20 protein-coding genes and 2 tRNA genes are annotated in these 24,667 nt (G+C 55.4%); 12 read left to right on the top strand and 10 right to left on the bottom strand.

From position 1 onward, the window contains the following. The first annotated feature begins 43 nt into the window (after positions 1-43). Positions 44-610, top strand: a complete 567-nt coding sequence (dcd, locus tag VGE55_RS07730; protein WP_331131132.1) for a dCTP deaminase — start codon at positions 44-46, stop codon at positions 608-610. On the opposite strand, the gene VGE55_RS07735 is transcribed toward dcd, so the two are convergent. Continuing rightward, positions 611-1,759 (bottom strand): hypothetical protein, encoded by a 1,149-nt coding sequence (locus VGE55_RS07735; RefSeq protein WP_331131133.1) that lies wholly within the window; start codon positions 1,757-1,759, stop codon positions 611-613. Positions 1,760-1,983: 224 nt separating this feature from the next. On the opposite strand from VGE55_RS07735, the gene VGE55_RS07740 reads away from it, so the two are divergent. Beyond that, a complete protein-coding gene (locus tag VGE55_RS07740; protein ID WP_331131134.1) occupies positions 1,984-4,239 on the top strand; it encodes an arginine/lysine/ornithine decarboxylase in 2,256 nt (751 codons plus the stop codon). Positions 4,240-4,257: 18 nt separating this feature from the next. Here VGE55_RS07740 and VGE55_RS07745 read toward each other — a convergent pair whose 3' ends face one another. Together VGE55_RS07745 and argA are read right to left on the bottom strand one after the other, a co-directional pair. Beyond that, on the bottom strand, positions 4,258-5,469 hold the full coding sequence (locus VGE55_RS07745; RefSeq protein WP_331131135.1) for a PLP-dependent transferase: 1,212 nt from the start codon (positions 5,467-5,469) through the stop codon (positions 4,258-4,260). A 10-nt stretch (positions 5,470-5,479) separates the two neighbouring features. After that, positions 5,480-6,883: an amino-acid N-acetyltransferase gene (gene argA, locus VGE55_RS07750; protein WP_414674979.1), complete on the bottom strand. Its 1,404-nt coding sequence runs from the start codon at positions 6,881-6,883 to the stop codon at positions 5,480-5,482. 141 nt (positions 6,884-7,024) lie between these two features. Between argA and hrpA the strand changes: the two genes are divergently transcribed. From hrpA to VGE55_RS07765, 3 genes are all read left to right on the top strand, one after another. Beyond that, positions 7,025-10,948, top strand: a complete 3,924-nt coding sequence (hrpA, locus tag VGE55_RS07755) for an ATP-dependent RNA helicase HrpA (protein WP_414674981.1) — start codon at positions 7,025-7,027, stop codon at positions 10,946-10,948. Positions 10,949-11,027: 79 nt separating this feature from the next. Continuing rightward, positions 11,028-11,792, top strand: coding sequence for an EI24 domain-containing protein (locus tag VGE55_RS07760; protein ID WP_331131137.1), 765 nt, complete (start codon positions 11,028-11,030; stop codon positions 11,790-11,792). Next, positions 11,755-12,573, top strand: a complete 819-nt coding sequence (locus VGE55_RS07765; protein ID WP_414674982.1) for a competence/damage-inducible protein A — start codon at positions 11,755-11,757, stop codon at positions 12,571-12,573. The genes VGE55_RS07760 and VGE55_RS07765 overlap by 38 nt, the downstream gene beginning before the upstream one ends. A gap of 162 nt (positions 12,574-12,735) precedes the next feature. Here VGE55_RS07765 and VGE55_RS07770 read toward each other — a convergent pair whose 3' ends face one another. After that, positions 12,736-13,299 (bottom strand): phasin family protein, encoded by a 564-nt coding sequence (locus VGE55_RS07770; protein ID WP_331131139.1) that lies wholly within the window; start codon positions 13,297-13,299, stop codon positions 12,736-12,738. A gap of 181 nt (positions 13,300-13,480) precedes the next feature. Here VGE55_RS07770 and VGE55_RS07775 point away from each other — a divergent pair, with 181 nt between their 5' ends. Continuing rightward, positions 13,481-14,431 carry a histone deacetylase gene (locus VGE55_RS07775; RefSeq protein WP_331131140.1) on the top strand — a complete coding sequence of 317 codons (951 nt, stop codon included), beginning with the start codon at positions 13,481-13,483 and terminating at the stop codon, positions 14,429-14,431. Positions 14,432-14,527: 96 nt separating this feature from the next. Then, positions 14,528-15,394 carry a serine hydrolase gene (locus VGE55_RS07780; protein ID WP_331131141.1) on the top strand — a complete coding sequence of 289 codons (867 nt, stop codon included), beginning with the start codon at positions 14,528-14,530 and terminating at the stop codon, positions 15,392-15,394. Positions 15,395-15,412: 18 nt separating this feature from the next. Here VGE55_RS07780 and VGE55_RS07785 read toward each other — a convergent pair whose 3' ends face one another. Beyond that, a complete protein-coding gene (locus tag VGE55_RS07785; RefSeq protein WP_331131142.1) occupies positions 15,413-16,225 on the bottom strand; it encodes an IclR family transcriptional regulator in 813 nt (270 codons plus the stop codon). A gap of 133 nt (positions 16,226-16,358) precedes the next feature. Here VGE55_RS07785 and VGE55_RS07790 point away from each other — a divergent pair, with 133 nt between their 5' ends. Further along, entirely contained in the window at positions 16,359-17,111 is a 753-nt protein-coding gene (locus tag VGE55_RS07790; RefSeq protein WP_331131143.1) for a (Fe-S)-binding protein, read from the top strand. A gap of 10 nt (positions 17,112-17,121) precedes the next feature. After that, positions 17,122-18,528 (top strand): LutB/LldF family L-lactate oxidation iron-sulfur protein, encoded by a 1,407-nt coding sequence (locus tag VGE55_RS07795; protein ID WP_331131144.1) that lies wholly within the window; start codon positions 17,122-17,124, stop codon positions 18,526-18,528. Here the strand turns inward: VGE55_RS07795 and VGE55_RS07800 are convergent, their stop codons facing one another. Genes VGE55_RS07800 through VGE55_RS07815 form a run of 4 tightly spaced genes read right to left on the bottom strand, consistent with a single transcriptional unit; the run spans position 18,529 to position 21,683 of the window. Further along, positions 18,529-19,575 (bottom strand): quinone-dependent dihydroorotate dehydrogenase, encoded by a 1,047-nt coding sequence (locus VGE55_RS07800; protein ID WP_331131145.1) that lies wholly within the window; start codon positions 19,573-19,575, stop codon positions 18,529-18,531. It lies immediately after the preceding gene. Between the two features lie 59 nt (positions 19,576-19,634). Next, a complete protein-coding gene (locus tag VGE55_RS07805; RefSeq protein ID WP_331131146.1) occupies positions 19,635-20,375 on the bottom strand; it encodes an arginyltransferase in 741 nt (246 codons plus the stop codon). Beyond that, the gene (gene aat, locus VGE55_RS07810) at positions 20,362-21,093 is read right to left on the bottom strand and encodes a leucyl/phenylalanyl-tRNA--protein transferase (RefSeq protein WP_331131147.1); all 732 of its coding nucleotides are present in this window, start codon (positions 21,091-21,093) and stop codon (positions 20,362-20,364) included. The genes VGE55_RS07805 and aat overlap by 14 nt, the downstream gene beginning before the upstream one ends. A 26-nt stretch (positions 21,094-21,119) precedes the next feature. Continuing rightward, a complete protein-coding gene (locus VGE55_RS07815; protein WP_331131148.1) occupies positions 21,120-21,683 on the bottom strand; it encodes an NUDIX hydrolase in 564 nt (187 codons plus the stop codon). A 195-nt stretch (positions 21,684-21,878) separates the two neighbouring features. On the opposite strand from VGE55_RS07815, the gene VGE55_RS07820 reads away from it, so the two are divergent. From VGE55_RS07820 to VGE55_RS07830, 3 genes are all read left to right on the top strand, one after another. Then, positions 21,879-21,954, top strand: a tRNA-Ala gene (locus VGE55_RS07820). 16 nt (positions 21,955-21,970) lie between these two features. Beyond that, positions 21,971-22,046, top strand: a tRNA-Glu gene (locus tag VGE55_RS07825). Between the two features lie 121 nt (positions 22,047-22,167). Beyond that, on the top strand, positions 22,168-23,001 hold the full coding sequence (locus VGE55_RS07830) for a sulfurtransferase (protein WP_331131149.1): 834 nt from the start codon (positions 22,168-22,170) through the stop codon (positions 22,999-23,001). Positions 23,002-23,072: 71 nt separating this feature from the next. Here the strand turns inward: VGE55_RS07830 and VGE55_RS07835 are convergent, their stop codons facing one another. Then, a complete protein-coding gene (locus VGE55_RS07835; RefSeq protein WP_331131150.1) occupies positions 23,073-24,557 on the bottom strand; it encodes an OmpP1/FadL family transporter in 1,485 nt (494 codons plus the stop codon). Positions 24,558-24,667 lie beyond the last annotated feature (110 nt).

Below are 24,667 nucleotides of genomic sequence, written 5' to 3' on the forward strand. Positions count from 1 at the left end.
CATCGGTTACCATTCGGCCATTGAATGATCGATGGGGATGGACATGAGTATCAAGGCAGACAAATGGATACGCCGCATGGCGGTGGAACACGGCATGATCGAGCCTTTTGAACCTGGACAGGTTCGCCATGTGGACAATCGAAAAATTGTGTCCTACGGTACATCCAGCTACGGCTACGACATCCGCTGTGCCGACGAATTCAAGATTTTTACCAACATCAACAGCACCATCGTCGATCCCAAAAATTTCGATGAAAAGAGTTTTGTCGATTTCAAAGGCGATGTGTGCATTATTCCGCCCAATTCATTTGCCCTGGCCCGCACGGTTGAATACTTCCGGATTCCACGGAACGTGCTCACCATTTGCCTGGGCAAAAGCACATACGCACGCTGTGGCATCATCGTCAACGTCACGCCCTTTGAACCCGAGTGGGAAGGGTATGTGACCTTGGAGTTTTCGAACACAACGCCACTGCCTGCCAAAATTTATGCGGGTGAAGGTTGTGCGCAGGTGCTGTTTTTCGAAAGCGATGAAGTCTGTGAAGTGTCCTACAAAGACCGTGGCGGAAAGTACCAAGGCCAGCACGGCGTGACTTTGCCAAAAACCTGATCACAGCAAGCTCAGGGTTCTGGTTTCATTGCCCCGCTGGCCCTTGTTGAAGGGCCGCATATTGCCCTTCCAGTCCCCCAACAGCACTGTGCATTTCGCCAATAAAAAACAGACCACAGTGATTCCACAGATGGCTGCCCCAATGGTTGAAAGCCCCACCACCAAATGGCTGGTGGGTATCGAAAGGGCGGTGGAGGCGGCATACAGCAGGCAAGAGGACAGCCGATGACCCAACAGTTCGCCCATCCGCTTTTTTAAAACCCCCTGGTTCAGCAGCCTGGCGGTGTACTTGTCCCACGAAAGAAAGAGGCGATTGGTGACCTGAAAGAGGGTGTGCCCCGTGATCATCAAACCGCGGGTTAATCGACCATACTGGTGCAAGTTGTTCCACATGTAATCGCAGTGGGTTCTGCGCTCAATGGCGGGCAAGGCATCGGCTTCAGAGCTTTTGCTTCGACTGATTTGCCACTCCAAACCCCGGGCCAGCCTTCTGAGTAGGGTGAAGTCGGAATGCCGGGCCCACTCAACACATTTCTCTTTTCTATTTTCTAGACAGCGGGAAGCGCGGTGTTGCGCAGACCAACCCAACCCCTTGTCGGGTTGACTGCTCTGTTTAATCGGTTCACCAGCAACCGCTAAAGCGGCGCCAATGGCCTGTTTGTTGACCAAGGCCAACGCCGACAACGACAACACCGTCGACAACAAGTAAAAAGCCGCACCAGCCGCCTTGTTCACTGAAATGCCCATGACATTCATTTTGCCGGTCACCAGTCGACCAGCGCCCGATCCAATCACAGCGGCCAGGTCTGAATTGCGTCCATTCGACAGGGTTTTCCGGACCAAGCGCTCCACAATGCTGGAGATGTCGGCGCAAATTTCGCCCATTTCCTCGGTCCATTTGGCTGCATAACAAAGAAAGCGCACAAAGCCGCCAGGCTTGATGGTGGGGCAAATCAGCAGTGTGTCCAGACGATGTCGGGTGTCGTCGGTTTGCTTCCTTAAACGAACAATCCGTTTGTAGCAAGACTCGTGGTTGTTGAGGCCTCGCTCGACTTCTTTGACCGCACTGCGCCACGACTTCGGGAATCTGAAGTCGCTGTTGCCGGGCGCCACAACGGGGCCGGTGTTACTGGGTGAAATGCGCGTCATGCCGGACAGCAAAGGGTGGCGTTGCCCGGATTGGGCCATCCTTTTTTGACATTCCTGTGACATCACTCTTTGTGATTAGATTTGTCGGTCTAAGACCCTATTTTTCATGCTGCAAATGGACCGAATTGCGGGTTTTTCTTGGATCAACCTCCCCTGTGATGGATAATGCAGGCTTCCACGTGCCAAGCCGTTGGCCATCGTTTGTTGAAGACAGGACCACCCGAATGAAATTTCGCTTTCCCATCGTCATCATTGACGAAGATTTCCGCTCCGAGAACGCTTCTGGACTGGGTATTCGTGCGCTTGCCGATGCCATTGAGGCCGAAGGCGTGGAAGTGCTGGGTGTCACCAGCTACGGTGACTTAAGCCAGTTTGCGCAACAGCAAAGCCGAGCCAGTGCTTTTATTCTGTCCATTGACGATGAAGAGTTTGGCTTGGGCAGCAAGCAAGAGGTGGACACCGCGCTCACCAGTCTGAAAAGCTTTGTGGAAGAGATCCGGTTCAAGAATGCGGACATTCCCATCTATCTGTATGGCGAAACCCGCACATCGCGCCACATTCCCAATGCCATTCTGAAAGAGTTGCATGGCTTCATTCACATGTTTGAAGACACACCTGAATTTGTGGCCCGACACATCATCCGCGAAGCAAAAAGCTACCTGGATTCACTGGCGCCACCGTTTTTCCGGGCCCTGGTTCACTACGCGCAGGATGGCTCCTATTCTTGGCATTGCCCCGGGCACTCGGGTGGTGTGGCGTTTTTGAAAAGCCCTGTGGGCCAAATGTTTCACCAATTTTTTGGCGAAAACATGCTGCGGGCCGATGTGTGCAACGCCGTGGATGAATTGGGCCAGTTGTTGGACCACACCGGGCCAGTGGCGGCTTCTGAACGCAATGCTGCCCGCATTTTCAATGCAGACCACTGCTTTTTTGTGACCAACGGCACCTCCACCTCCAACAAAATGGTGTGGCATGCCAACGTGGCCCCGGGCGACATTGTGGTGGTGGACCGAAACTGTCACAAGTCTATTTTGCACTCCATCACCATGACCGGCGCTATTCCGGTGTTCCTCACGCCCACGCGCAACCACTTGGGTTTGATTGGCCCAATTCCGCTGGACGAGTTCAAGCCCGAGAGCATCCGCAAGAAGATTGAAAGCCATCCGTTTGCCAGCAAGGCCAAAAACAAGAAGCCGCGCATTTTGACCATCACACAAAGCACCTATGACGGTGTGTTGTACAACGTGGAAATGATCAAGGAAACACTGGGCTCCGAGATTGATACCCTGCATTTTGATGAAGCCTGGCTGCCCCATGCCAGTTTCCACTCGCTGTACAAAAACATGCACGCCATTGGCCGTGATCGCCCGCGCACCAAAGACGCCTTGGTGTTTTCCACCCAGTCCACGCACAAGCTGCTGGCCGGTTTGTCGCAGGCGTCGCAAATTCTGGTGCAGGAGTCCGAGAACCGCAAACTGGACCGCCACGTGTTCAATGAGGCCTACCTCATGCACACCTCCACCAGCCCGCAGTACGCCATCATTGCCAGCTGCGATGTGGCGGCGGCCATGATGGAGCCCCCGGGCGGCACGGCCTTGGTTGAAGAAAGCATTGTGGAAGCGCTGGATTTCCGCCGGGCCATGCGCAAAGTGTCTGAGGAATTTGGCGATGACTGGTGGTTCAAGGTCTGGGGACCGGACGTTCTGAGTGCCGATGGTGCTGGCGATCAGGATGACTGGATGATCCACGCCGAAGACCCTTGGCACGGTTTTGGCAAGCTGGCCAACGGCTTTAACATGCTCGACCCCATCAAGGCCACCATTGTGAACCCGGGTCTGGACGTGAACGGGCAGTTTGCCGACACCGGTATTCCAGCCTCCATCGTGACCAAATACCTGGCCGAGCATGGCGTTATTGTCGAAAAGACAGGCCTGTATTCCTTCTTCATCATGTTCACCATCGGCATCACCAAGGGCCGTTGGAACACGCTGGTGACTGCCTTGCAGCAGTTCAAGGACGATTACGACAAAAACCAGCCCTTGTGGCGAGTCATTCCCGAGTTTTGTCAGGCCCACCCGCGTTACGAGCGCATGGGCTTGCGCGACCTGTGCCACAAAATTCACGACATGTACCGCAAAAAGGACGTCGCCCGCTTGACCACCGAGATGTACCTGTCGGACATGCAGCCCGCCATGGTGCCTGCTGAAGCCTATGCCAAAGTGGCGCATCGGGAAATTGAGCGTGTGGCCATTGATGAACTGGAAGGGCGCATCACCTCAGCCTTGCTCACGCCGTACCCACCGGGCATTCCCTTGTTGATTCCGGGCGAAATTTTCAACGCCACCATTGTGGATTACCTGAAGTTTGCCCGTGAGTTCAACGCCCAGTTCCCTGGGTTTGAGACCGATATTCACGGCTTGGTCGAGGTGGAAAACGACAATGGCGATGTGGAGTACTTTGTGGACTGCGTGAAGGTATAAAGCCAAAACGCTGTTGCATCAGGCGCCTGGGTTTAACACCCCCAGCGCCTGTTCAAGGTCTGCCTTCAGGTCCCTAAAGGTTTCAAGCCCCACTGCCAAGCGCAGCATGGGGCCGCATTCACCCAACAGGCTCATCAAGTGAGCCCGACGTGAGTCTGGAATATTCACCACCAAGCCCAGGCTTTCAGGGCCGCCCCATGAATAGGCAATCCGGAACAGTTTCAAGCGGTCTATCACCGCGCAGGCATCTGCATCGCTGAAGCGCTGGTGCAAGGTCACGGCAAACACACTGGCAGCACCCGTAAAGTCGCGTTTGAACCAAGCATGGCCAGGGCACGAGGGCAGGGCCGGGTGCAACACGGTTTTGACCGCAGGGTGCAGGCTCAACCAGTGAGCCAAGTCCAACGCTGTTTTGGCCTGTGCTTCAAATCGCAGGGGCAGTGTGTACAAGCCACGCAGCACCAGGCTGCAATCTTCAGGTGACACACCCAAGCCATACAGCCTGTTTTTTCGTTCAACCGCGGCAAACAAGCGGCTGTTGTTACTCAGCACCGCACCCAACAACACATCGGCGTGGCCGCATTGGTATTTCGTCAAAGCTTGAATACTGAAATCCAGGCCCAACTCGAACGGTTTAAGGGCGATGCCTGCTGACCAGGTGTTGTCGATGCCCGTGGGTATACCCAATGTCTGGGCCAATGCAACAATGGCACGCAGGTCGGGCACCTCAAAGGTCAGCGAACCTGGGGACTCTGTCCAAATCAGCCGCGTGTTGGTTTTGACGGCGGCTTTTAAAGACTCCACAAGCGTGCTTTCATACACCGAAAATTCAATGCCATAGTCCTGTTGCAGCGAGTGGGCCAGTGCATGCACAGGGCCGTAAGCATTGTCGGGAATGCACCAGTGGTCGCCGGTTTTCAGGCAGGCCTGGGCCACCAGGGCAATGGCCGACAGTCCCGATGGGCACACCAATGCATGTTGGGCACCTTCAATCTCTGCCAGCTTTTTGGCCAGGGTGAATTGCGTGGGGTTGTCCCGAATGCCGTAGGTGTAACTCAGCGCCAATGGGTCGTGTTCACGGCGCTGTTCTGCGGTGTTCTTGAAAAAAATGCTGGAGCCCCGGTACACCGGCGTGGCCAATGCACTGTAGCCGGTGGTGTCCGCATTGTCCGTGTGCAGCAGGTGGGTGGGCAAATCCAGCCCATTGTCTTTGGGTTTGAATGTGCTCACCGGCGGGCTCTCACAATGTCTTGATCAGCACTTGGGAGTTTCGGCTGCGGTCGTACATTCGCCGCCGCTCGGCCGGCAGTTTGTCGACGTCCACCGGCGCAAAACCCCGTTTGATGAAAAAGTGCGATGTTTGTGTGGTCAAGACAAACAGCTTTTTATAGCCCTGCTTGCGGGCATCGTGTTCAATTTTTTTCAGCAGGCGCTCGCCATCGCCCGTGCCTTGCCAGGACGGGTGCACCACCAGGCAAGCCAGTTCGGCCATGCCTTCGTTGGGGTAGGGGTACATGGCTGCGCAACCCCACAAAATGCCGTCGTGTTCCAGCACCACAAAATGGTCAATGTCGCGCTCAATGCGGTCACGGCCACGGCGCACCAGCGTGCCATCCATCTCCAGCGGTTCAATCAGGGTCTTGATACCGCCTGCATCGTCCAGCGTGGCATGGCGCAGGCTTTCCAGGTTTTCTTCCGACACCATGGTGCCCACACCATCGTGCGAGAACAGCTCCAACAGCACACCACCATCCAGAAACAGCGGCACAATGTGCGCGCGGTCAACACCGCCTTGAATGGCCAAAATACAGCACTCAAGGTAGTCCTTGGTTTGCTCGTCCAGGTTGCCATTCAGCAGCAAATCGCGTGCGCGGTCCAGTTCCAGTTCTTCCAGCAACTGGCCATCGCCATCAAACACGCCTTCAATCTTGCTCACAAAAATCAGCTTGTCCGCCTTCAGCGCACGGGCAGCGGTGGTCGCCACGTCTTCCATCGTGAGGTTGAATGCTTCGCCTGTTGGCGAAAAACCCAGGGTAGACAGCACCACAATGGCGTTGCTGTTCAGGCTGAAATTGACAGCGTTCACATCAATTTTGCGCACCAGGCCGGTGTGTTGAAGGTCCACGCCATCCAGAATACCCATGGGCCGCGCGGTGATGAAATTGCCAGACACCACGCGCATGGATGAATGCGCCATCGGTGTGTTGGGCAAGCCTTGTGAAAAGGCTGCTTCAATGTCCAAGCGCAATTCGCCTGCCGCTTCCTTGGCGCACTCCAGTGCGGCTTTGTCGGTCACCCGCCAGCCTTTGTGGAACACGGGCTGAATGTTGCGCAACGCCAGTTGCTCTTCAACCTGCGGTCGAGACCCACACACCAGCACAATTCGCATGCCCATGGCATGCAACAGCGACAAGTCCTGCGCCAGCGAATTCAGGTAACCCTGAAAGGCCAGTTCACCATCCACGGCGACCACAAAGGTTTTTCCCCGGAATGCATGGATGTACGGCGCAACCGTGCGCAGCCAAGCCACAAACGTCTGGCTGCTCATGATGACTTCATCGTTGCCCGATTTCATCGTCACTTCAGCGCTGGGGCTGACGGGGTCGGGGTCTTCGGGGGCGGCGGGCTGGGCAAGCGTACTCATGGGGTATGGGTTAATCCTCAAACGGTGGGGCGGTGCGGGCTCAAAGCCATGGATTGATTATAATTTCCATGTGGCCGCCGTCCAGCGTTGTGGCTGTTTTTCACCCGAATTCCTCGGACAATCAACCCCATCGGCCTTGCAGTGTTGTCAAAAGATCAAAAGCCCGCCCCATCCACAGTTGAAAGCGCCCCCGCGCGACCACTCACCGCGCCCGACATTCGCTATCCGGAAGAATTGCCGGTGTCCATGCGGCGCGATGAAATCAAGCGCCTCATTGCCGCCCACCAAGTCGTGATTGTGTGTGGTGAAACCGGTTCGGGCAAAACAACCCAGTTGCCCAAAATGTGCCTCGAATTGGGGCGGGGGCTGAATGGCCGCGCAATCGTCCACACGCAGCCTCGACGCTTGGCTGCCACGGCAACTGCCAAGCGCATTGCGCAGGAGCTCAACAGCGAGATTGGCCAATGGGTGGGCTACAAAATCCGCTTTCAGGACCAATCGACCGAGCAGACCGCCATCAAATTGGTGACGGACGGTATTCTGCTGGCTGAAAGCCAGACGGACCCACTGTTCAAGCGTTACGACACCATCATCATCGATGAGGCCCATGAACGCAGCCTGAACATTGATTTTCTGCTGGGCTACCTGAAGGAGGTGCTGCACAAGCGCCCCGATCTGAAACTGATCGTCACCTCGGCGACCATCGACGCCGAGCGCTTCGCCAAGCATTTTGAAAACGCGCAAGGCCAAGCAGCGCCGGTGATTGAGGTTTCCGGCCGCTTGTACCCAGTGGAAGTGCGTTACAAAGACCCAACGGATTACGACCTTTCCCGGAAAAAATCCAAATCCCCCACTCGCAACAGCAGCGAACCCGAGGAGGTGGATGAAGATGCCTTCAACGCCGCCACCCTGGACGCCATGGACGAGTTGTGTCGCGAAGGGCAGGGTGACATTTTGATGTTCTTGCCCGGTGAGCGTGAAATTCGCGACATGGCGCAATTCCTTAGCCGCAATGCACAGCGGGATTTGGAAATTCTGCCCTTGTTTGCACGGCTGACTGCACAGGAACAGGAGCGAATTTTCCGCCCCAGCGGCCGCCGCAGAATTGTGCTGTCCACCAACGTGGCTGAAACCTCGCTCACGGTGCCGGGTATTCGCTATGTGATTGACGCAGGCTTGGCCCGCGTGAAGCGCTACAGCTACCGCAACAAGGTTGAAATGTTGCAGGTGGAGCGCATTTCCAAGGCCTCGGCCAACCAGCGGGCCGGTCGATGTGGCCGTGTGGCCAATGGCGTGTGCATCCGTTTGTACAGTGAAGTGGATTTCCAGTCGCGGCCTGACTTCACCGACCCGGAAATTCTGCGGTCCTCGCTGGCGTCGGTCATTCTTCGCATGAAAAGCCTGCACCTCACTGAGGTGGAAAGCTTTCCATTTTTACAAAGGCCCATGGGCAGGGCGATTGCCGACGGTTACCAGTTGTTGGCTGAGCTGCACGCGTTGGACGACCAAGGGCAACTCACCAAAACTGGCAAAGCCCTGGCCCGCCTGCCGCTGGACCCCCGCATTGCCCGCATGTTGTTTGAAGCGGCACACCGGGGTTGCCTGACTGAGGTGTTGGTGATTGCCGCTGCCATGGCCATTCAAGACCCGCGTGAGCGCCCGCATGATGCGCAAGAGGCGGCCGACAATGCCCATTCCACCTTCCAGCACCCCGATTCCGATTTCATGTTCTTCCTCAAACTCTGGGCCTTTTATCAAGGGCTGAAGCAGGGGGAGTCTACAAATAAAGAAATGCGCAATGCCTTGGCCCGCAAATTCTTGAATGCCAACCGCATGCGGGAATGGGGCGAGGTGCACCAGCAATTGTCGGCCATGGTGAAAGAGCACCATTGGAAGTTCAATGCCAGTGAAGCCGACTACGACCAAATCCACCTCAGCCTGTTGTCGGGCCTTTTGGGCAATATCGGCCTGAAACACGAGACTGAAGCCGTGTATTTGGGTGCGCGGGGCATTCGGTTTGCCATACACCCGGGTTCCAACCTGTTCAAGAAAGGCGGCAAATGGTTGATGGCCGGTGAATTGGTGGAAACCACGCGCCTGTATGCGCGTTTGGTTGCCAAAATTCAACCCGAATGGCTGGAAAAAGTGGGGGCTCACCTGGTGCGCCGCAACCACAACAACCCCCATTGGGAAAAGGGCAGCGGTCAGGCTGTAGCCACGGAAACCGGCACCATCTATGGTTTGCCCATTTACTCGCAACGCCGGGTCAGCCTGGCGCGGTTTGACCCCGTGTCGGCTCGAAAGCTGATGATTCAGGAAGGCCTCGTTCCCGGCCAAATGACCACCCGTGTGCCGTTTTATGTCCACAACCGCAAATTGGTGGACGACATTGAAAAGCTGGAACACAAGGCCCGGCGGCAGGACATTCTCGTTGACGACTCCCTGATTGCCCAGTTTTACGATGAGCAACTGCCCGCCGAGGTGGTTAACCAGCAGACCCTGGAAAACTGGGCCAAACAGGCACCGCCAGAGGCACTCAAAGCACTTCACCTCACGCGCGATGACCTGCTCAACAAGCGCGCCGGGGGTATTACCACCGAGTTTTATCCCAAACGGCTGGAAATGGGCGGATTGTCGATTGATTTGTCCTACCACTTTGAACCTGGCAGCCCCCGAGATGGTGTAACGGCCACCGTGCCCCTGATGCTGCTTAACCAGATCAGCCCCATTCGCGTGGAGTGGTTGGTACCCGGCATGCTGAAAGAAAAAGCCCACCTGTTGCTCAAAAGTTTGCCTCAGAAATTGCGCCGCCATTGTGTGCCTTTGCCCCAATTTGCGGAAGGCTTTGCAGAGCAACACCTGGACCCAAAGCAATGGGAAAAACCCTTGCTGGAAAGCCTGCGAGACCATGTCAGCGCCAACACACCCGCACGGCCGTTGTTGTCCGATTTTCGTTTGGAAACCTTGCCACCCCACCACTTCATGAATTTCAAATTGGTGGATGAACACGGCCGACAACTCGACATGCAGCGCAGTTTGTCTGCGCTCAAAGCCGAATGGGGGCGCAAGGCTCAGGAAACATTCAAATCCTCGGCTGTGGTGGAAGCAGTCAAGGACCAGGTTCGCGCCGACGCACAAAAGCCGGAAGCTCACGCCGTGAGCTCGACGATTGCCGAACCCACCAAGGCAGCCTCAGCCGACCTGTCCACTGAGAAAATCACCGATTGGTCGTTTGGCGATTTGCCCGATATGCTGGAAATCAAGCGGGGAGGGCAAACCTTTTTCGGTTACCCAGCGCTGAAGGACCAAGGAGAGTATTGCATCCTGGAAGTCTTCGATGAAGAGGAAACAGCCCGTGCCGTTCATCGCGACGGCGTACTGCGGCTGTTTTCAATCGCCCTGAAAGAGCCCTTGAAATACCTCAGCAAAAACCTGCTGGATTTTCAGAAAGTGGCCATGCTCTACATGCCATTGGGCTCAAGCGATGAGCTTCAAAGTCAATGGATCAAGCTGGCTTTGATTCGCAGTGTGCTCGCCGCGGGCATGCCCAGCAACCAGGCAGAGTTCAACAGCCGGGTTCAAGAGGGCAAAAGTCGTTTGAACCTGATTGCCCAAGAAATTGGCCGCTTGTGCATGGCGGTGCTCACCGAGTATGCCAAACTGAGCAAGAAGCTCCAGGCCGACCTCAAGAGCTTCCCCGATGCCTGCAAAGACATTCAAAACCAATTGCAGTGGTTAATGCCGAAAGACTTTTTGCTCAAGCGTCCTTGGGAGCAACTGAACCACTACCCGCGTTACTTGAAAGCTGCCTACATTCGCCTGGAACGCCTGCGCAACGGCTTGGACCGCGACAAGCAAGCCATGAAAGAGGTCTTGGACCTTCAAATGCAATGGGTGCGGGCCAGCTCGCAGCTCAAAGGCTTTGAAGACGAAAGCCTGAACCAGTTTGCCTGGCAGTTGCAGGAGCTCCGTGTCTCACTGTTTGCACAGGAACTCCGCACCCCCATGCCAGTCTCAGTCAAGCGATTGCAAAAAGCATGGGAAACCTTGTCCCGTCGGCAATGATGGTGATCGCATGCCCCATGAATGGTATCGTGACCATCTGTGGGATTAAAACCCAGCGAAACACTGCGGAGGTGTCCATTTGAATTCAGCCCTGTCAACCCTGTTTCAGGCTTTCATTGATTCCTTCAGGCCAAAAATGCTGGCCTTGACCTTGATTTCGGTGAGCATTGCCGCGCTGTTTTGGTTGTTGCTGATTTGGTTTTCGGTTGAGCCCCTGTACAACGCCGCGCTCGCTTTACTCAACTGGTTGGGCATGGACATGACGGTGTATGCCGGCACCGAGCCCAGCATGCTGTCATGGCTCAAATTCATCATTGTCCCCGTGGTTGTGTTTGGTTTCATGTGGCCGATTGTGGCCACATCGGCCGTGTTGCTGGCGGGTTTGTATGTCACGCCCCCGGTTTTGAATTACCTGGCGCAGCGTGATTTTGCTGCCTTGGAAAAACGGGGTAAAAACAGCTTGATCCGCGGCCTGTGGGTGGCCATTCGCGCCACGGTGGTGTTTTTGGTGTTGTGGATTGTCACGTTTCCCCTGTGGATCATTCCCGGCATGGCATTCGTGCTGCCCATTATTTTGACGGCTCAATTGCTGCTCACTGTGATGCGCCACGATGCGCTGGCCGACCATGCCACCACCGACGAAATGAAGGCGGTTAAAAAGGCCGATTCCAGCGGTGCCTGGCTGATTGGCATTGTGTGCGCCTTTCTCAGCTTCATCCCACCTGTGTTGCTCATCATGCCGGTGATGTCGGCATTGGCCTTCACCCGGCACTACCTGTCCCTCTTGAACCACATTCGCCGCCAGCATGACCGAACCATTGAACACACCCTTGAACCCATCTGATACCAGCATTCCGTCCATCGGCCTGATCGTTGTGGGCGATGAAATCCTGTCGGGGCTTCGTCAAGACAAACACGTGCCTGCCGTGATTGAACGGCTCAAAGCTCGTGGATTGAGCCTGTCCTGGGTTGCCATGGTGGGTGACGACCGCCAATACTTGGCAGACACCTTGCGGCGCTCGTTTGCAACCGACCACATTGTGCTGAGCTGTGGCGGCATTGGTGGAACACCCGATGACCATACCCGCCAAGCGGCGGCCATGGCCCTGGGCCGGCCCATTGTTCGTCACCCCGGTGCTATGGAGTTGATTCGCCAACGGTGTGAAGAAAGCGGGCAGCCCCTGGATGAGTTTCGCCTTCGCATGGCCGATTTTCCGGCCGATGCCACGCTGATTCCCAACCCCTACAACCGAATTGCCGGTTTCACTGTGAACCGCCATCACTTTGTACCTGGGTTTCCTGTCATGGCCTGGCCCATGATCGACTGGGTGCTGGACACCTTGTACCCCCACCTGCATCACCGGTCGGTCGAGCACAAGAAGGCCTTGCGTCTGTTTAACACGCCAGAGGCACGCATCACGCCCATCATGGAAATGTTGGAGTCCCGTTTTCCGCTAACCCGGCTGTACAGCTTGCCCAGCGTGGGGGACGACAAATTGGCGCGCCACATTGAATTGGGTGTCAAGGCCCGTGGGGGTGAGGCAGAAGCAGCCCAGGTCGAGGCTTGTTTCGAAGCCTTGCTTCAGGCTTTGAGTCCATTGGCTGCACCCATTGAGCTGCTGTAAGCTTGACTTGAACAGTTCGGCATAAAAAAAAGCCCATCCAACCGGATGGGCTTAGCCATGAAGCTTTTCGATTCACGACCGAATCGTTCCAGGAGGGAACGAGGAGACAAACACATCAAACAGGCCCGAGACTCTGAACGGGCCTATCCATTACCACAATCTTCAAGCAGCTTTGCGACCCTTGGCAGTGCTGGCAGCAGCACTGGCAGCCTTCAGGGTTGCCTTGGAAGCAGCTTCAACATTGGCTTCAGCCATTTCAACTGCTTGCTTGGTCGCTTTGCTCACGCTGTCGTAAGCGCTGTTGGCTGCAGTGATGGCAGATTTCACGAGCGCGATGGCACCTTCGGAACCAGCGGGTGCATTTTTGGATGCGGCTTCGAACAGTTCAACGAATTTTTTGTTGCCTTCGTTGACTTGTTCTTCGACCAAGTGGGCTGCTTCGGAAGCAATGCCAGAGGCCAATGTGTAGACGTTCTTGCCGTAGGCCACTGCTTTTTCAGACAGGGGCTGCGCGACCGACGAAGAAACAGCCACGAAATCCTGCACGTCCTTGGCGGCTGTCAAAGCCTTGATGGCTTCAACACTGTCTTCCAAGGCTGTTTTAACAGTGTTGAGGTTCAACTCAACAGCTTTTTCAATGTGGGCGAACGACTTCAGGCTCAAGCCCAGCAGCTTGTCCAGATTGGCTTTCTGAACTTCAACGATCTGTTCGGGTGTCAACATCATTCTTTGCTCCATCGAGTTGGGTACCGCTAACGTTATGATTGGGCGGTGATGGTTGGTATCACCTTTGTTTTCGACACCGTATGATGCGGTGCACAAAACCAAGTTTACCAAAATAAAAATGCCTGTCAACAACAAAATGGTGCGTTGCAATAACTGAGTTCGCTTCTGTGTGGTTTTTTCAATGATTGAAGCTTTTTACACCGATGAGTTTGTGTTGCCTTTGCCTGCAGGCCACCGTTTCCCCATGCAGAAATACCGCATGCTTCGGGACAAGGTGTCTGAATATAAAAAGGAAATTCAACTCAAAAAGCCAGCGGCAGCCACACAAGGGCAGTTGGCCCTTGCGCATTGCCCGAATTATATCGATCGGGTAATGAACGGATTGCTCAGTGCCAAAGAGCAGCAGCTGATCGGTTTTCCGTGGTCGCCCGCCATGGTTGAGCGTTCACTTCGGTCCGTGGGGGCCAGTGTCGAAGCGTTTCGAAGTGCATTGCAGCACGGCGCCTCTGTCAATTTGGCCGGGGGTACGCACCATGCCAAGCAGGCGGAGGGTGCCGGGTTTTGCGTTTTCAATGACATTGTGGTGGGTGCCCGGGTTGCCCAAACCGAGGCTTTGCAGCGCCATTCCAAGCGCTGTTTGAATGTGCTGGTGGTTGACCTTGATGTCCACCAGGGCGATGGCACGGCTGCATTGTGTAGAAATGACCCGTCGATCTTCACCTTTTCCATGCATGGAGCCAGCAATTTTCCATTTAAAAAGGAAGAAAGTGATTTGGACATCGCCTTGCCCGATGGAACTGGCGATGATGCCTACCTTTCGCAGTTAAACTACGGGCTGGCTCAGGCTGAGCAAGCGTTTCAAGCCGATGCGCTGGTTTATGTGGCGGGTTTGGATTCGCATTCTGCTGATCGTTTGGGGCGCTTGTCCCTGACCGATGAGGGTATTGCGGAGCGCGATGCGCTGGTGTTGGCGCATGCTGCACGACTGGGTGTCCCAGTGGTTATGGTGATGGCTGGCGGGTATTTTCCAGACCTGGAACACCTCACGGATTTGCAGTGCCAAACAGTGCTCAGGCTGGCTGGTGCAGCAAAAATTCATGCGAATCGTGATGTTGTTGGCACAAACCGTTGAGATTTAAGGCCTATTTACTTCAAATAGGTGTTGGCGAACACTGAAATTGTGCGTACACTCAAGCGCATAATTCCAATAAAAGGACTTGTTTCCTACATGAAGACGTTTTTTGTTGTGAAGGCCGCTTTGCTGGCCACCGCCTTGTGTTTGGGTGTTTCGTCCCCGGTTTTGGCGCGCACCACCCACGGTAGCAAAGCAGGGCTTGACCGTGCTTATGACCCCCTGTCGTTACAAAGCAATGTGGCCTTGGTTGCAGACGCCGATTCTCAGGAAGTGCTGTACGCCAAAAACCCCCACGCAGTGCTCCCCATCGCTTCCATCACCAAGTTGATGACAGTGATGGTGAATCTGGAGGCCAATCTGGATCTGGACGAGGTGATCGAGATCACCACCGATGACATTGATACCTACAAGAACACCCACTCGCGCTTGAAGCCGGGCAGCGAATTCACGCGCCGGGAGCTCATGCACATGGCGCTGATGGCCTCTGAGAACAGGGCGGCGTCGGCACTGGGCCGCAGTTACCCCGGCGGCATGGCGGCCTGCGTTGCTCAAATGAACAAGCGGGCCAAGCAGTTGGGCATGATGAGCACCAATTACGAAGAAACCACCGGTTTGTCGGTCAATAACCGCTCCAGCGCCAGTGACTTGGCGCGTTTGGTGATGGCTGCCCGCCGTTTTGACCTTATTCGTGAGTTTTCAACCGACCCTGGCGCCTCTGTGGAGTCTGTTCAAGGCAAGCGGCTTAACTTTCACAACACCAACCGCTTGGTGCGCAAGGGCGACTGGGACATCGTGTTGCAGAAAACCGGTTTCATCAACGAGGCCGGTCGTTGCATGGTGATGCAAGCCAAAGTGGGCGAGCGCAACCTGGTGATTGTTCTACTGGATGCGTTGGGTTCAGCCGGTCGTTTTGCCGATGCCGAGCGCATTCGCAAATTCGTGAACGCCCGTTTTAATTAAGCACGGTCAACAACAGGATTAGCGCGCGCGGTTGGTGCTGCTCACCGACACCAGCGCGCTGATGCGGCCTTGCCAGCCCAGCGATGCACTGATCCGCTGGGCGGTGTACTGGAGCTCCTTCAGCCAGTCTTCCTGAATACGGTCTGCGGGTGCCGAAATCGACAAACCCGCAATCAATTTGGATGAATCGTCGTAAATGCCGGCGGCCATGCAGCGCACGCCCATCTCCAGTTCTTCATTGTCGCGGGCAAACCCCTCCGCACGCACCAGGTTCAACTCTTTCTCCAGTGCCTCTGCATTGGTGATGCTGTTGATGGTAGTGCCCCGCAAGGAGGTTCGCTCCGCATAGGCCTTCAGGCTTTCTGGCGTGTCGGTGGCCAAGAACAGTTTTCCGGTGGAGGTGAGGTGCAAGGGCGCACGTCCGCCAATGGCTCGAACCACCTGCATGCCAGACCGTTCGCTGTAGGCGCGGTCCACGTACACAATCTCGTCGCCCTGCCGCACCGACAAATTCACGGTTTGACCGGTCATGCGGTGCAACTTGCGCATCAGGTCCATGGCGGCTTCGCGCACGTTTAAACGGGCCTTCACCAGGTTACCCAACTCCAGCAAGCGCATGCCAAGTCGATACAGGCCGGGGTCGGTGCGGTCCACCAGGCGGCAGGCCACCAAATCATTGAGGATGCGGTGTGCGGTGGACGGGTGCAGTTTGGTCTCGCGAGCCAAGTCTTTCAATGCGACTGGGTCGGGGTGTCCTGCCAATGCATCCAGCAATTGCATCATCCGTTCAATGACCTGGATACTCGTCCGTCCGATGGGTTCTTCGTTCATGTGGCGCAAAGTCTTTTCACAAGGTGAGAAGTGTACGGCATTCACAATCGCTCGTCATCCGTTATGGTTATTCCTACTGGTTAGGCCATCTGGGGCTGAATACACTGCCTCGTGATTTCATCAAGGGGATACCGTGAGGGTTGGACTGTTTGTGACCTGCCTGGTGGACGCCATGCGCCCATCGATTGGCTTTGCCACGTTGGAGTTGCTGGAAAGCGCTGGTTGTGAGGTGGTTGTGCCAGAGGGCCAAACCTGCTGTGGCCAGCCTGCATGGAATTCTGGCGATGCGCCCGCTACCCGCGCCTTGGCCATGAAATGGCTGAAAGAATTTGACCAGTTTGATTACGTGGTCGCACCATCGGGTTCCTGCGTTGGAATGACCAAGGTTCATTATCTGGACGTATTCAAGAACGATCCTGAAATTAAGCAATTGGCGGCATCGGTGGCGGCAAAAACCCATGAACTGACCGACTTCCTCGTCAACGTGCTGAAAGTGAAGGCAGACATATTGGCGCAGCATGCCCCTGTGCAAACCGTCACTTACCACGATTGCTGCAGCGGCCTGCGCGAACTGGGTGTGAAGGATCAACCTCGGCAATTGATGGCCATGCAAGGTGCAACCCAGTTGTGCGAAATGCGGGATAGTCGCCAATGCTGCGGTTTTGGGGGAACATTCGCGGTGAAGTATGGCGAGGTGTCTGCGGCCATTTGTGATGACAAATGCGAACAGATCAAGGACTCAAAAGCGCAAGCGGTTGTGCTGGGTGACCTGGGTTGCATGTTGAACATTCAGGGCCGAATGGAACGCCGGGGTGATAAAACCCAGGTGCTGCACATTGCAGAACTGCTGACAGGCCGCAAGCCCGGCCAGTTGAACGCGGATTAAGGGGCGCAACATGCAGGTTCAAAGCGTATTTTTTCAACAGAAGGCCCGCGAAAAGCTGGGTGATTCCAACCTTCAGCGTAGCCTGGGCCGATTGGCCAACAAGTTTGTGTCTGCGCGCGCCAATGTCATTCTCGAAATTGAAGATTTTGAAGGCACTCGCAACGCTGCGGTGGACATTCGCAACCGTGCAGTCAAAAGCCTGGATGTTTGGCTGGAGCAGTTTGAGTCCAAAGCCAAGGCCAGTGGTGCCACCGTGTTGTACGCCGCAACGCCGGACGAAGCCCGCGAGCTGGTGCTGAAAATTGCGCGCAAACATGCGGTGAAAACCGTGGTCAAGTCCAAGTCCATGGTGACGGAAGAAATTGCGCTGAACAAAGCGCTGGACCATGCGGGCATCCAGGTGCGCGAGACGGATCTGGGGGAGTACATCCTGCAGATCAACAACAACGAACCGCCATCACACATCATTGCGCCGGTGGTGCACAAAAACAAGGAAGAAATTTCCGAGCTGTTTTCAAAGATGCATGGCACTCCAGCCAAAACAGACATTGAAGAGATTACCCACGAGGCCCGGGACATTTTGCGCCCGCAGTTTTTGCAGGCCGACATGGGTATTTCGGGTGGTAACTTCGTGATTGCGGAAACCGGCTCGGTGGCCCTGGTCACCAACGAAGGCAACGAGGGCATGTGCACGGTCAACCCCAAGGTACATGTGGCCATCACCGGGATTGAAAAGGTGGTGCCCACACTGGAAGACTTTGCGACATTGTTGCGCTTGTTGCCCCGCTCAGCCACCGGCCAAAGCATATCCAACTATGTGTCGTTGTTGACCGGCCCCAAGCGCGCTGGCGACTTGGATGGCCCTGAACACATGTACTTTGTGTTGGTCGACGGTGGCCGAAGCGGCTTGCTGGGTGGTGAGTTTGAAGAGATGCTGCGCTGCATTCGCTGTGGTGCCTGCATGAACCATTGCCCGGTGTATCAAAAAATTGGTGGCCACGCCTATGGTTGGGTCTATCCAGGGCCCATGGGGTCTGTGCTGACACCCAGTTATGTGGGCTTGGACAATGCGCCAGACCTGCCGCAGGCGGCGACCCTGTGCGGCGAATGCCATGTGGTATGCCCGGTTAAAATCCCGCTGCCGGAATTGCTTCGCAAGCTGCGCGAACAGCAGGTGGAGCGTGGCTTGCGCCCATGGAAAGAGCGTGTCGGGCTCACGCTGTGGGCTTGGGTGGCCAAATATCCACCGCTGTATCGCTTGGCGTCTCGTGTGGGTGTTGCTGTGTTGGCCTGGATGGGCAAGCGCACTGGCAGTATTCAGAACCTGCCGCTGGCCTCCGGTTGGACGAAAGGGCGCAACTTCCCTGCACCCGATGGTCAAACCTTTCATGCCCTGTACAAGGCACGCAAGCGCTGATCAACGTTTTTTGGCTGCGCCTTTGCAGTTGGCGGCAATGGTGGCCGCGCATTCGGTCACCAGTTCTGGGCCTTGGTAAATTAGGCCAGTGTAAATTTGGACCAGCTTGGCGCCCGCCCGAATTTTTTCCACGGCATGCACACCGTTGGAAATACCACCCACCCCAATGATGGGAATGGCTTCACCCAGGCTAGCGTACAGGCGTTTAATCACTGCGGTGGATTTTTCCAATACCGGCGTACCACTGAGCCCACCTTGTTCCTCGCCATGGGGCAGGTGGGCCACCGCAGTTTTGTCGATGGTGGTGTTGGTGGCAATCACGCCATCAAACCGGTAGTGGGTCAAGCGCTGGGCAATGGCGTCAATTTGTTCGTCATCCAGGTCGGGGGCAATTTTCAAGGCCATGGGTTTGTATTGACCATGCTCATCGGCCAGTTCCAGTTGGCGCGCCTTCAGCGAGGCCAGCAGTTGGTCTAGGCTGTCGCCGCCCTGCAGGTCCCGCAGGTTTTTGGTGTTGGGCGAGGAGATATTCACCGTGATGTATGTGGCATACGGGTATACAGCCTCAAGCGCTCGCAAATAGTCGCTGGCAGCGTCTTCAACCGGGGTCACGGCATTCTTTCCTATGTTGATGCCCAGTACACCGGAATAACGACTTAGCTTCACGTTGGCGATGAGATTGTCCACACCCAGGTTATTGAACCCCATGCGGTTGATGATGGCATTGGCCTTGGGTAAACGGAACAAGCGCGGTTGTGGGTTACCGGGTTGCGGCTTGGGTGTAACCGTGCCCACTTCGAGAAAACCAAAACCCATTTGGCCAAGCTCGTTGATGTAGGCGGCATCTTTGTCCAGCCCTGCAGCCAAGCCGACCCGGTTGGGAAATTCAATGCCCATCACCGTGACGGGGTCAGCCACGGCTGACGGCATCAGCATGTTGAGTAAACCCGCTTGATTGGCCAACTTCAATGATCCGAAGGTGAGGTGATGCGCCCGTTCAGGGTCAAATTGAAACAGCAGGGGGCGAACCAGTGAAAATGGCAGCATGGTGGGCAGATGGAAGGATCAATCAATGCCGCCATTGTAATGGCGTTTTGCGTCGCGGTTTAGCGAGAAGGGTCGAGCTGCGCCAGAGGTACCCAGCGGCCATCCTGAAGAATTTCGGCTGCCTTGAAATGTGCCTTGTAAGCCATTTTCTGGCTTTCTTCGATCCAATATCCCAAATACACATACGGCAAGCCCAGGTCACGGCTTTGCTCGATTTGCCAAAGCACCCCATACACGCCCAGACCCGCCTTTTCATCCGGATCGAAGAATGTGTAAACGGAGGATAGGCCGTCGGTCAGGATGTCGATGATGGAGACCATTTTCAACTGGCCTTCCGGGTCGCGAAACTCCACCAACCTGGAATTCACCCGGGTTTGCAGCAGGAACTGGGAGTACTGTTCGCGGCTGTCCTCGTCCATGCCACCACCTTGGTGGCGCTCGGACTGGTAGCGCAAATACAGCGCATAGTGCTCTGCATTGAAGTGCAAGCGTTGAACACTGGGGCGAAGGTTTGAATAGGCTTTTAGTGCACGGCGTTGGCTGCGGTTGGCATCGAACTGTTGAACGGCAATTCGCAGCGGTGTGCAACTTTTGCAGCCATCGCAATGGGGTTTGTAGGTGAACAGCCCGCTACGGCGAAAACCCACTCGAACCAGTTCGCTATACACATCCGCATTGATGAGGTGACTTGGGGTGGCCACTTGCGACCTGGCCAAGCGGTGTTCCAGATAGCTGCAAGGGTAGGGCGCAGTGGAGTAAAACTGCAGGGTCGAAAACGGTAATTCTTTAGGTCGGGTCATTCGTCCACGCGAGTGTGCAGGGTTCCCAATTCAAGGCCGACATGGAAATGGAATGCGCCATTTCTTCTTCAAACACCTTCCGCTCCAGCAAGCGGGCCCCCAATGACATCAGGTGGCGTGTTGCTTGCTGACAATCAATTATGCGCACATTCTGTTGCTTTAGCCAAGATACAAAATGGGCGAAAGCCACCTTCGATGCATCGGTTTGCCGGGCAAACATGCTCTCGCCAAACACCATATGCCCAAAAGCCACACAATACAGACCGCCCACCAGTTCACCCTGGTGCCAATGCTCCACGCTGTGGGCGTGGCCCCGTCTGTGCAGATCAAGGTAAGCCTGTATCACTTCCTCGGTAATCCACGTGCCTTGTTGCCCGGCCCGGGTTTGGCTTGCGCAGGCTCGAATGGTGGCCTCGAACGCATGGTTCAGCCGAATTGCACGGTTGGGGTCGCCTGCTTGCTTTCGAATGACCTTGAGCAGGGACCTGTGGAGTTTGAACTCATCCACATACAACACCGCTCGTGGGTTGGTGGACCACCACAAAACTGGTTCGCCCGGGGAATACCATGGAAATATGCCACGCGGATAACTCTGCATCAGCCAGTCGACCGACAGTGTGTCGCTGGCTGCCAGCAGGCCTGCCGGTTCGGTCAAGGCTTGCGTGGTGGGTGGAAAGTCGTTTGGCGTGTCCAGCCAGGGCAGGGTGATGGAGGCCATTCCGGTTGTCTGCTCCCGCCCGCCACCTAGGCTTTGAAGGCGTCCAGGGGCCAGTCGGTGTGGTCAAACACATCCCCGGTGTGTAGGGTAAATTGGCCTTTTCGCCGATCTTCAAAAAACAGCTTCAAGGTTTTGGACACGGTTTTGAAAGCGAGTTCGTCCCAGGGAATGTCCTCTTCGGCAAACAGTTTGACATCCAGGCTCTCAACGCCCGCCGAAAATTCGGGTGTGTCCATGTGTGCCCTGAAAAACAGGTGCACCTGTTCGGCCCGAATCACATCGAACATGGTGAACAAAGGCCCAAGCTGCGCTTTGGCCCCGGCTTCCTCCAAGGTTTCCCGCAGTGCGCCGTCGTGGGTGGTTTCATTCAATTCCATGAACCCGGCTGGCAATGTCCAAAAGCCGTAGCGGGGCTCAATGGCCCGTTTGCACAGCAGTACTTGGTTGCCAAAGGTGGGAATGGTGCCCACCACAATTTTGGGATTGACGTAGTGAATAGCCCCGCAGGACGGGCAGCAGGCCCGCTCCCGGTTGTCGCCTTCGGGAACTTGGAATTGAAGTGGACTGGCGCAGGCACTGCAAAATTTCATAGAGGTGACTTTTTTGATGGAAACCCCTTGCAGTGTAACTGACAAATGGGTATAGTTCGGCCTGCTCCGTTTGCTGAGGCAATTCTGGTCTAAACCAAACAACGATGCGGTTTTCAACCAGTGTTGAGTTAACAAAAAACCTGACAAAGGTGTTGACGAAAACAAAAAACTGCTTCATAATTTCGGTCTTCGCTAGGGGGTATAGCTCAGCTGGGAGAGCGCTTGCATGGCATGCAAGAGGTCAGCGGTTCGATCCCGCTTACCTCCACCAAGCGACAAAGTTTTAGGTCCCCATCGTCTAGAGGCCTAGGACACCGCCCTTTCACGGCGGTAACAGGGGTTCGAATCCCCTTGGGGATGCCAAATACGGCACAACGCCACCGAGATCACTGATCCGGTGGCGTTTTTGTTTTCAGGGTATGTTCGAGCATGGCTATGGCCTTCAGCGCTACACTGGCGGTATTCCATACCGGTATCTGTTTCAATGAATGTTCCTTTGATTACCCCCAACGAACTACTGGCCTTCGAGCCGACACAATCGCTGGTTGTCTTCGACTGCCGATTCGATTTAATGAACCCCAGTGCAGGGCGGCAAGCCTATGCCGCAGGGCACATCCCTGGGGCTCATTATTTGAGCCTGGACGACGATCTGTCGGACCATTCTATACCCCTTGCTGGCCGGCACCCCTTGCCCAGTCCTGAAGCCTTTGAGGAACTCATGTGCAAACACGGTGTTGGTCCAGACACCCATATTGTGGCTTACGACCATGGTGACCACGCCATGGCAGCACGCCTGTGGTGGCTGGCCCGTTATTTTGGCCACTCTAAGGTGCAGGTCCTCAATGGGGGCGTGAACAGCTGGCAGACGCAAGGTTTGAGCCTGACGGAGCAGGGCACAGCGCTTCCAGCAGCCCCCGGGCTTTTTGAGGCCAACGTGCAGCCACACATGCGCATTCAATTCGATGAATTGCGTGGCCAGCAGGCAGGGTTGGTTTTGCTGGACGCCCGGGACCAGCCCCGTTACAGGGGCGAGGTGGAGCCGATTGATCCTGTGGCGGGCCATATACCCGGTGCATTGAACATGCCCTGGAAAACAAACTTGGGCAATGATGGCCTTTTTAAAACGCCAGACGCATTGTTGGACATGTGGGAGCCGTATGTGGCTGCTGTGGACCGCACCATCCTGTACTGCGGGTCGGGTGTCACGGCGTGCGTCAACCTGCTCGCATTGGCCTGTCTGGGCCATGACGATGTGCGCTTGTTCGCAGGCAGCTGGAGCGAATGGTGTCAGCGCGGCGGGCCAGTGGAAAAGTCTTAATGGTGCAGTTGACATAAAAAAGGCAGCCCGAAGGCTGCCTTTGAAATACTGCTTGTCTCAATTTTTAGTTATTAGAACCGTTCGGTAATGCCGATACCAAAGTAATTTACATCCAGTTGAACCGTTCCCTTGAAGTCACCGCCGCGAACTTCAGGCGGCGTGATTTGGTCGTTGTTGCCAACAGGGGACGGAGCAAACTTGACCTTCTGGTAGGCCATGTGCAGTGCGGTGTCTCTGCTCAGGTCCAATTGCGCGCCAATGCTGTAATACTTGCGGTCGCTGTCCGGCAAAATGGTGATGCGGTATTGATCACTCACAACGCTATTCTCTGTTGCAAAGCCTGTTTTCAACGTCAGGCGACGGTACAGCTTGTAGTTCAGACCCACTCGGTAGGATTGCGCTGGTTTGAAGTTCTGAGGAACATCTTCAAGCAACCGTCCGTTGCTTTCCCGCACATAGCGCAGTTGTGTGACTGAAAAGTCCTGACGGGTGTATGAGGCCATCAAATCCAGTTTGGGTGTGGCGTGGTGGAATACGCTCAGGCGCAGTTCATCGGGCAATGTGATGTCTTGCTTGATCCGTTGGTAAGGTGCCAAGTCACCGGCCGATGTTGACAAATCGAGTCCAGCCAAACCAGATGCTGCACCGACGAAAATGTTGGGGTTGGCGAGGTTGTTTCGGAATTGCGTTTGGGCCGCGGTTTCATTGATGCTAAACACGCCGCGGTTACTTTCAAACTTGGTTTTGGGTCGATAGGAAAAACCGAAGCGAGTGTTTTCGGTGGGTTCCCACAAGGCGCCGACTTGTGCGTTGAACGCCCAACCAAACATGCGCAGTTTTGCATCACCTTCCTCGGTCGGTGTTTGAAGCAGCGCATTGGCCGGCCCAGCCAAGGCGCCTGCATTGTTTTGGTCCAGTAAACTTTGAACGGCTTCGCGGTAGTTTAATTTGAGTTTGATGGACTGGAAGTAGCGTTCATAAGAGCCGTTGATACCCAAGGACAGTGTCGGGCTAACCTTGTGGCCCACGCCCAGGTTCAGTCGAATCACTTTGAAATCAATGTCGCGACCCTGATTTCGTCCCGGGAAGTTGGCGTCGTAGTGCACCAGTAGTCCATGAGAGCCCGATGCACTAAAGCCCATCACGGTTTTTTCGCTCAACGGAATGGCCACGTACATATTGGGCGCCAGCACCGATGCGTCATACCCATCATTTCGGTCGAATACCTGACCGTTTTGGCCTTGTGGCGCCCCAGTGGAAGCACCATCGTTGTTCTGGTTGGAGGTATAGGGGCTGTCTACGGTAATGAATGCTGCGCCCTGGGTCAGTTCAGCTCGCTTGAAGCGGGTGAGTGCCGCCGGGTTTGCGAAGATCACCGATGCGTCCCCGCCTTCCGCCGCCTGGCCTGCTTGGGCATTGCCCATGGCGCTGATGCTGGTCACATCAAACGCAGTTCCGCCAGCCATGGCGGCTGAACTGATGAATGTGGCAGAAATACCCGCCACCAATGCGCGAATGGTAAAGCAGGGCGCAGGGCGCCGGCCAGTAAAATGCATGCTGTTTTGTCTCCAGATTTCGGCTTGATGCGGCTTTTCTCGCCTGCTGTGGTGCGCAGGGGGCCGTTATGTGTGGCTCGAAGTATATCACCAATATTGGTGAATGTTAC

The organism is Limnobacter sp. (assembly GCF_036405155.1).
GTDB lineage: Bacteria > Pseudomonadota > Gammaproteobacteria > Burkholderiales > Burkholderiaceae_B > Limnobacter.

Coding starts and splice junctions, on each gene's coding strand:
- argA (WP_414674979.1), bottom strand. CDS start 6,883: ATGAGTACGCTTGCCCAGCCCGCCGCCCCCGAAGACCCCGACCCCGTC.
- VGE55_RS07795 (WP_331131144.1), top strand. CDS start 17,122: ATGCAGGTTCAAAGCGTATTTTTTCAACAGAAGGCCCGCGAAAAGCTG.
- dcd (WP_331131132.1), top strand. CDS start 44: ATGAGTATCAAGGCAGACAAATGGATACGCCGCATGGCGGTGGAACAC.
- VGE55_RS07805 (WP_331131146.1), bottom strand. CDS start 20,375: ATGACCCGACCTAAAGAATTACCGTTTTCGACCCTGCAGTTTTACTCC.
- VGE55_RS07835 (WP_331131150.1), bottom strand. CDS start 24,557: ATGCATTTTACTGGCCGGCGCCCTGCGCCCTGCTTTACCATTCGCGCA.
- VGE55_RS07740 (WP_331131134.1), top strand. CDS start 1,984: ATGAAATTTCGCTTTCCCATCGTCATCATTGACGAAGATTTCCGCTCC.
- VGE55_RS07815 (WP_331131148.1), bottom strand. CDS start 21,683: ATGAAATTTTGCAGTGCCTGCGCCAGTCCACTTCAATTCCAAGTTCCC.
- aat (WP_331131147.1), bottom strand. CDS start 21,093: ATGGCCTCCATCACCCTGCCCTGGCTGGACACGCCAAACGACTTTCCA.
- VGE55_RS07770 (WP_331131139.1), bottom strand. CDS start 13,299: ATGATGTTGACACCCGAACAGATCGTTGAAGTTCAGAAAGCCAATCTG.
- VGE55_RS07765 (WP_414674982.1), top strand. CDS start 11,755: ATGACCGAACCATTGAACACACCCTTGAACCCATCTGATACCAGCATT.
- VGE55_RS07800 (WP_331131145.1), bottom strand. CDS start 19,575: ATGCTGCCATTTTCACTGGTTCGCCCCCTGCTGTTTCAATTTGACCCT.
- VGE55_RS07775 (WP_331131140.1), top strand. CDS start 13,481: ATGATTGAAGCTTTTTACACCGATGAGTTTGTGTTGCCTTTGCCTGCA.
- VGE55_RS07780 (WP_331131141.1), top strand. CDS start 14,528: ATGAAGACGTTTTTTGTTGTGAAGGCCGCTTTGCTGGCCACCGCCTTG.
- VGE55_RS07785 (WP_331131142.1), bottom strand. CDS start 16,225: ATGAACGAAGAACCCATCGGACGGACGAGTATCCAGGTCATTGAACGG.
- VGE55_RS07830 (WP_331131149.1), top strand. CDS start 22,168: ATGAATGTTCCTTTGATTACCCCCAACGAACTACTGGCCTTCGAGCCG.
- VGE55_RS07735 (WP_331131133.1), bottom strand. CDS start 1,759: ATGACGCGCATTTCACCCAGTAACACCGGCCCCGTTGTGGCGCCCGGC.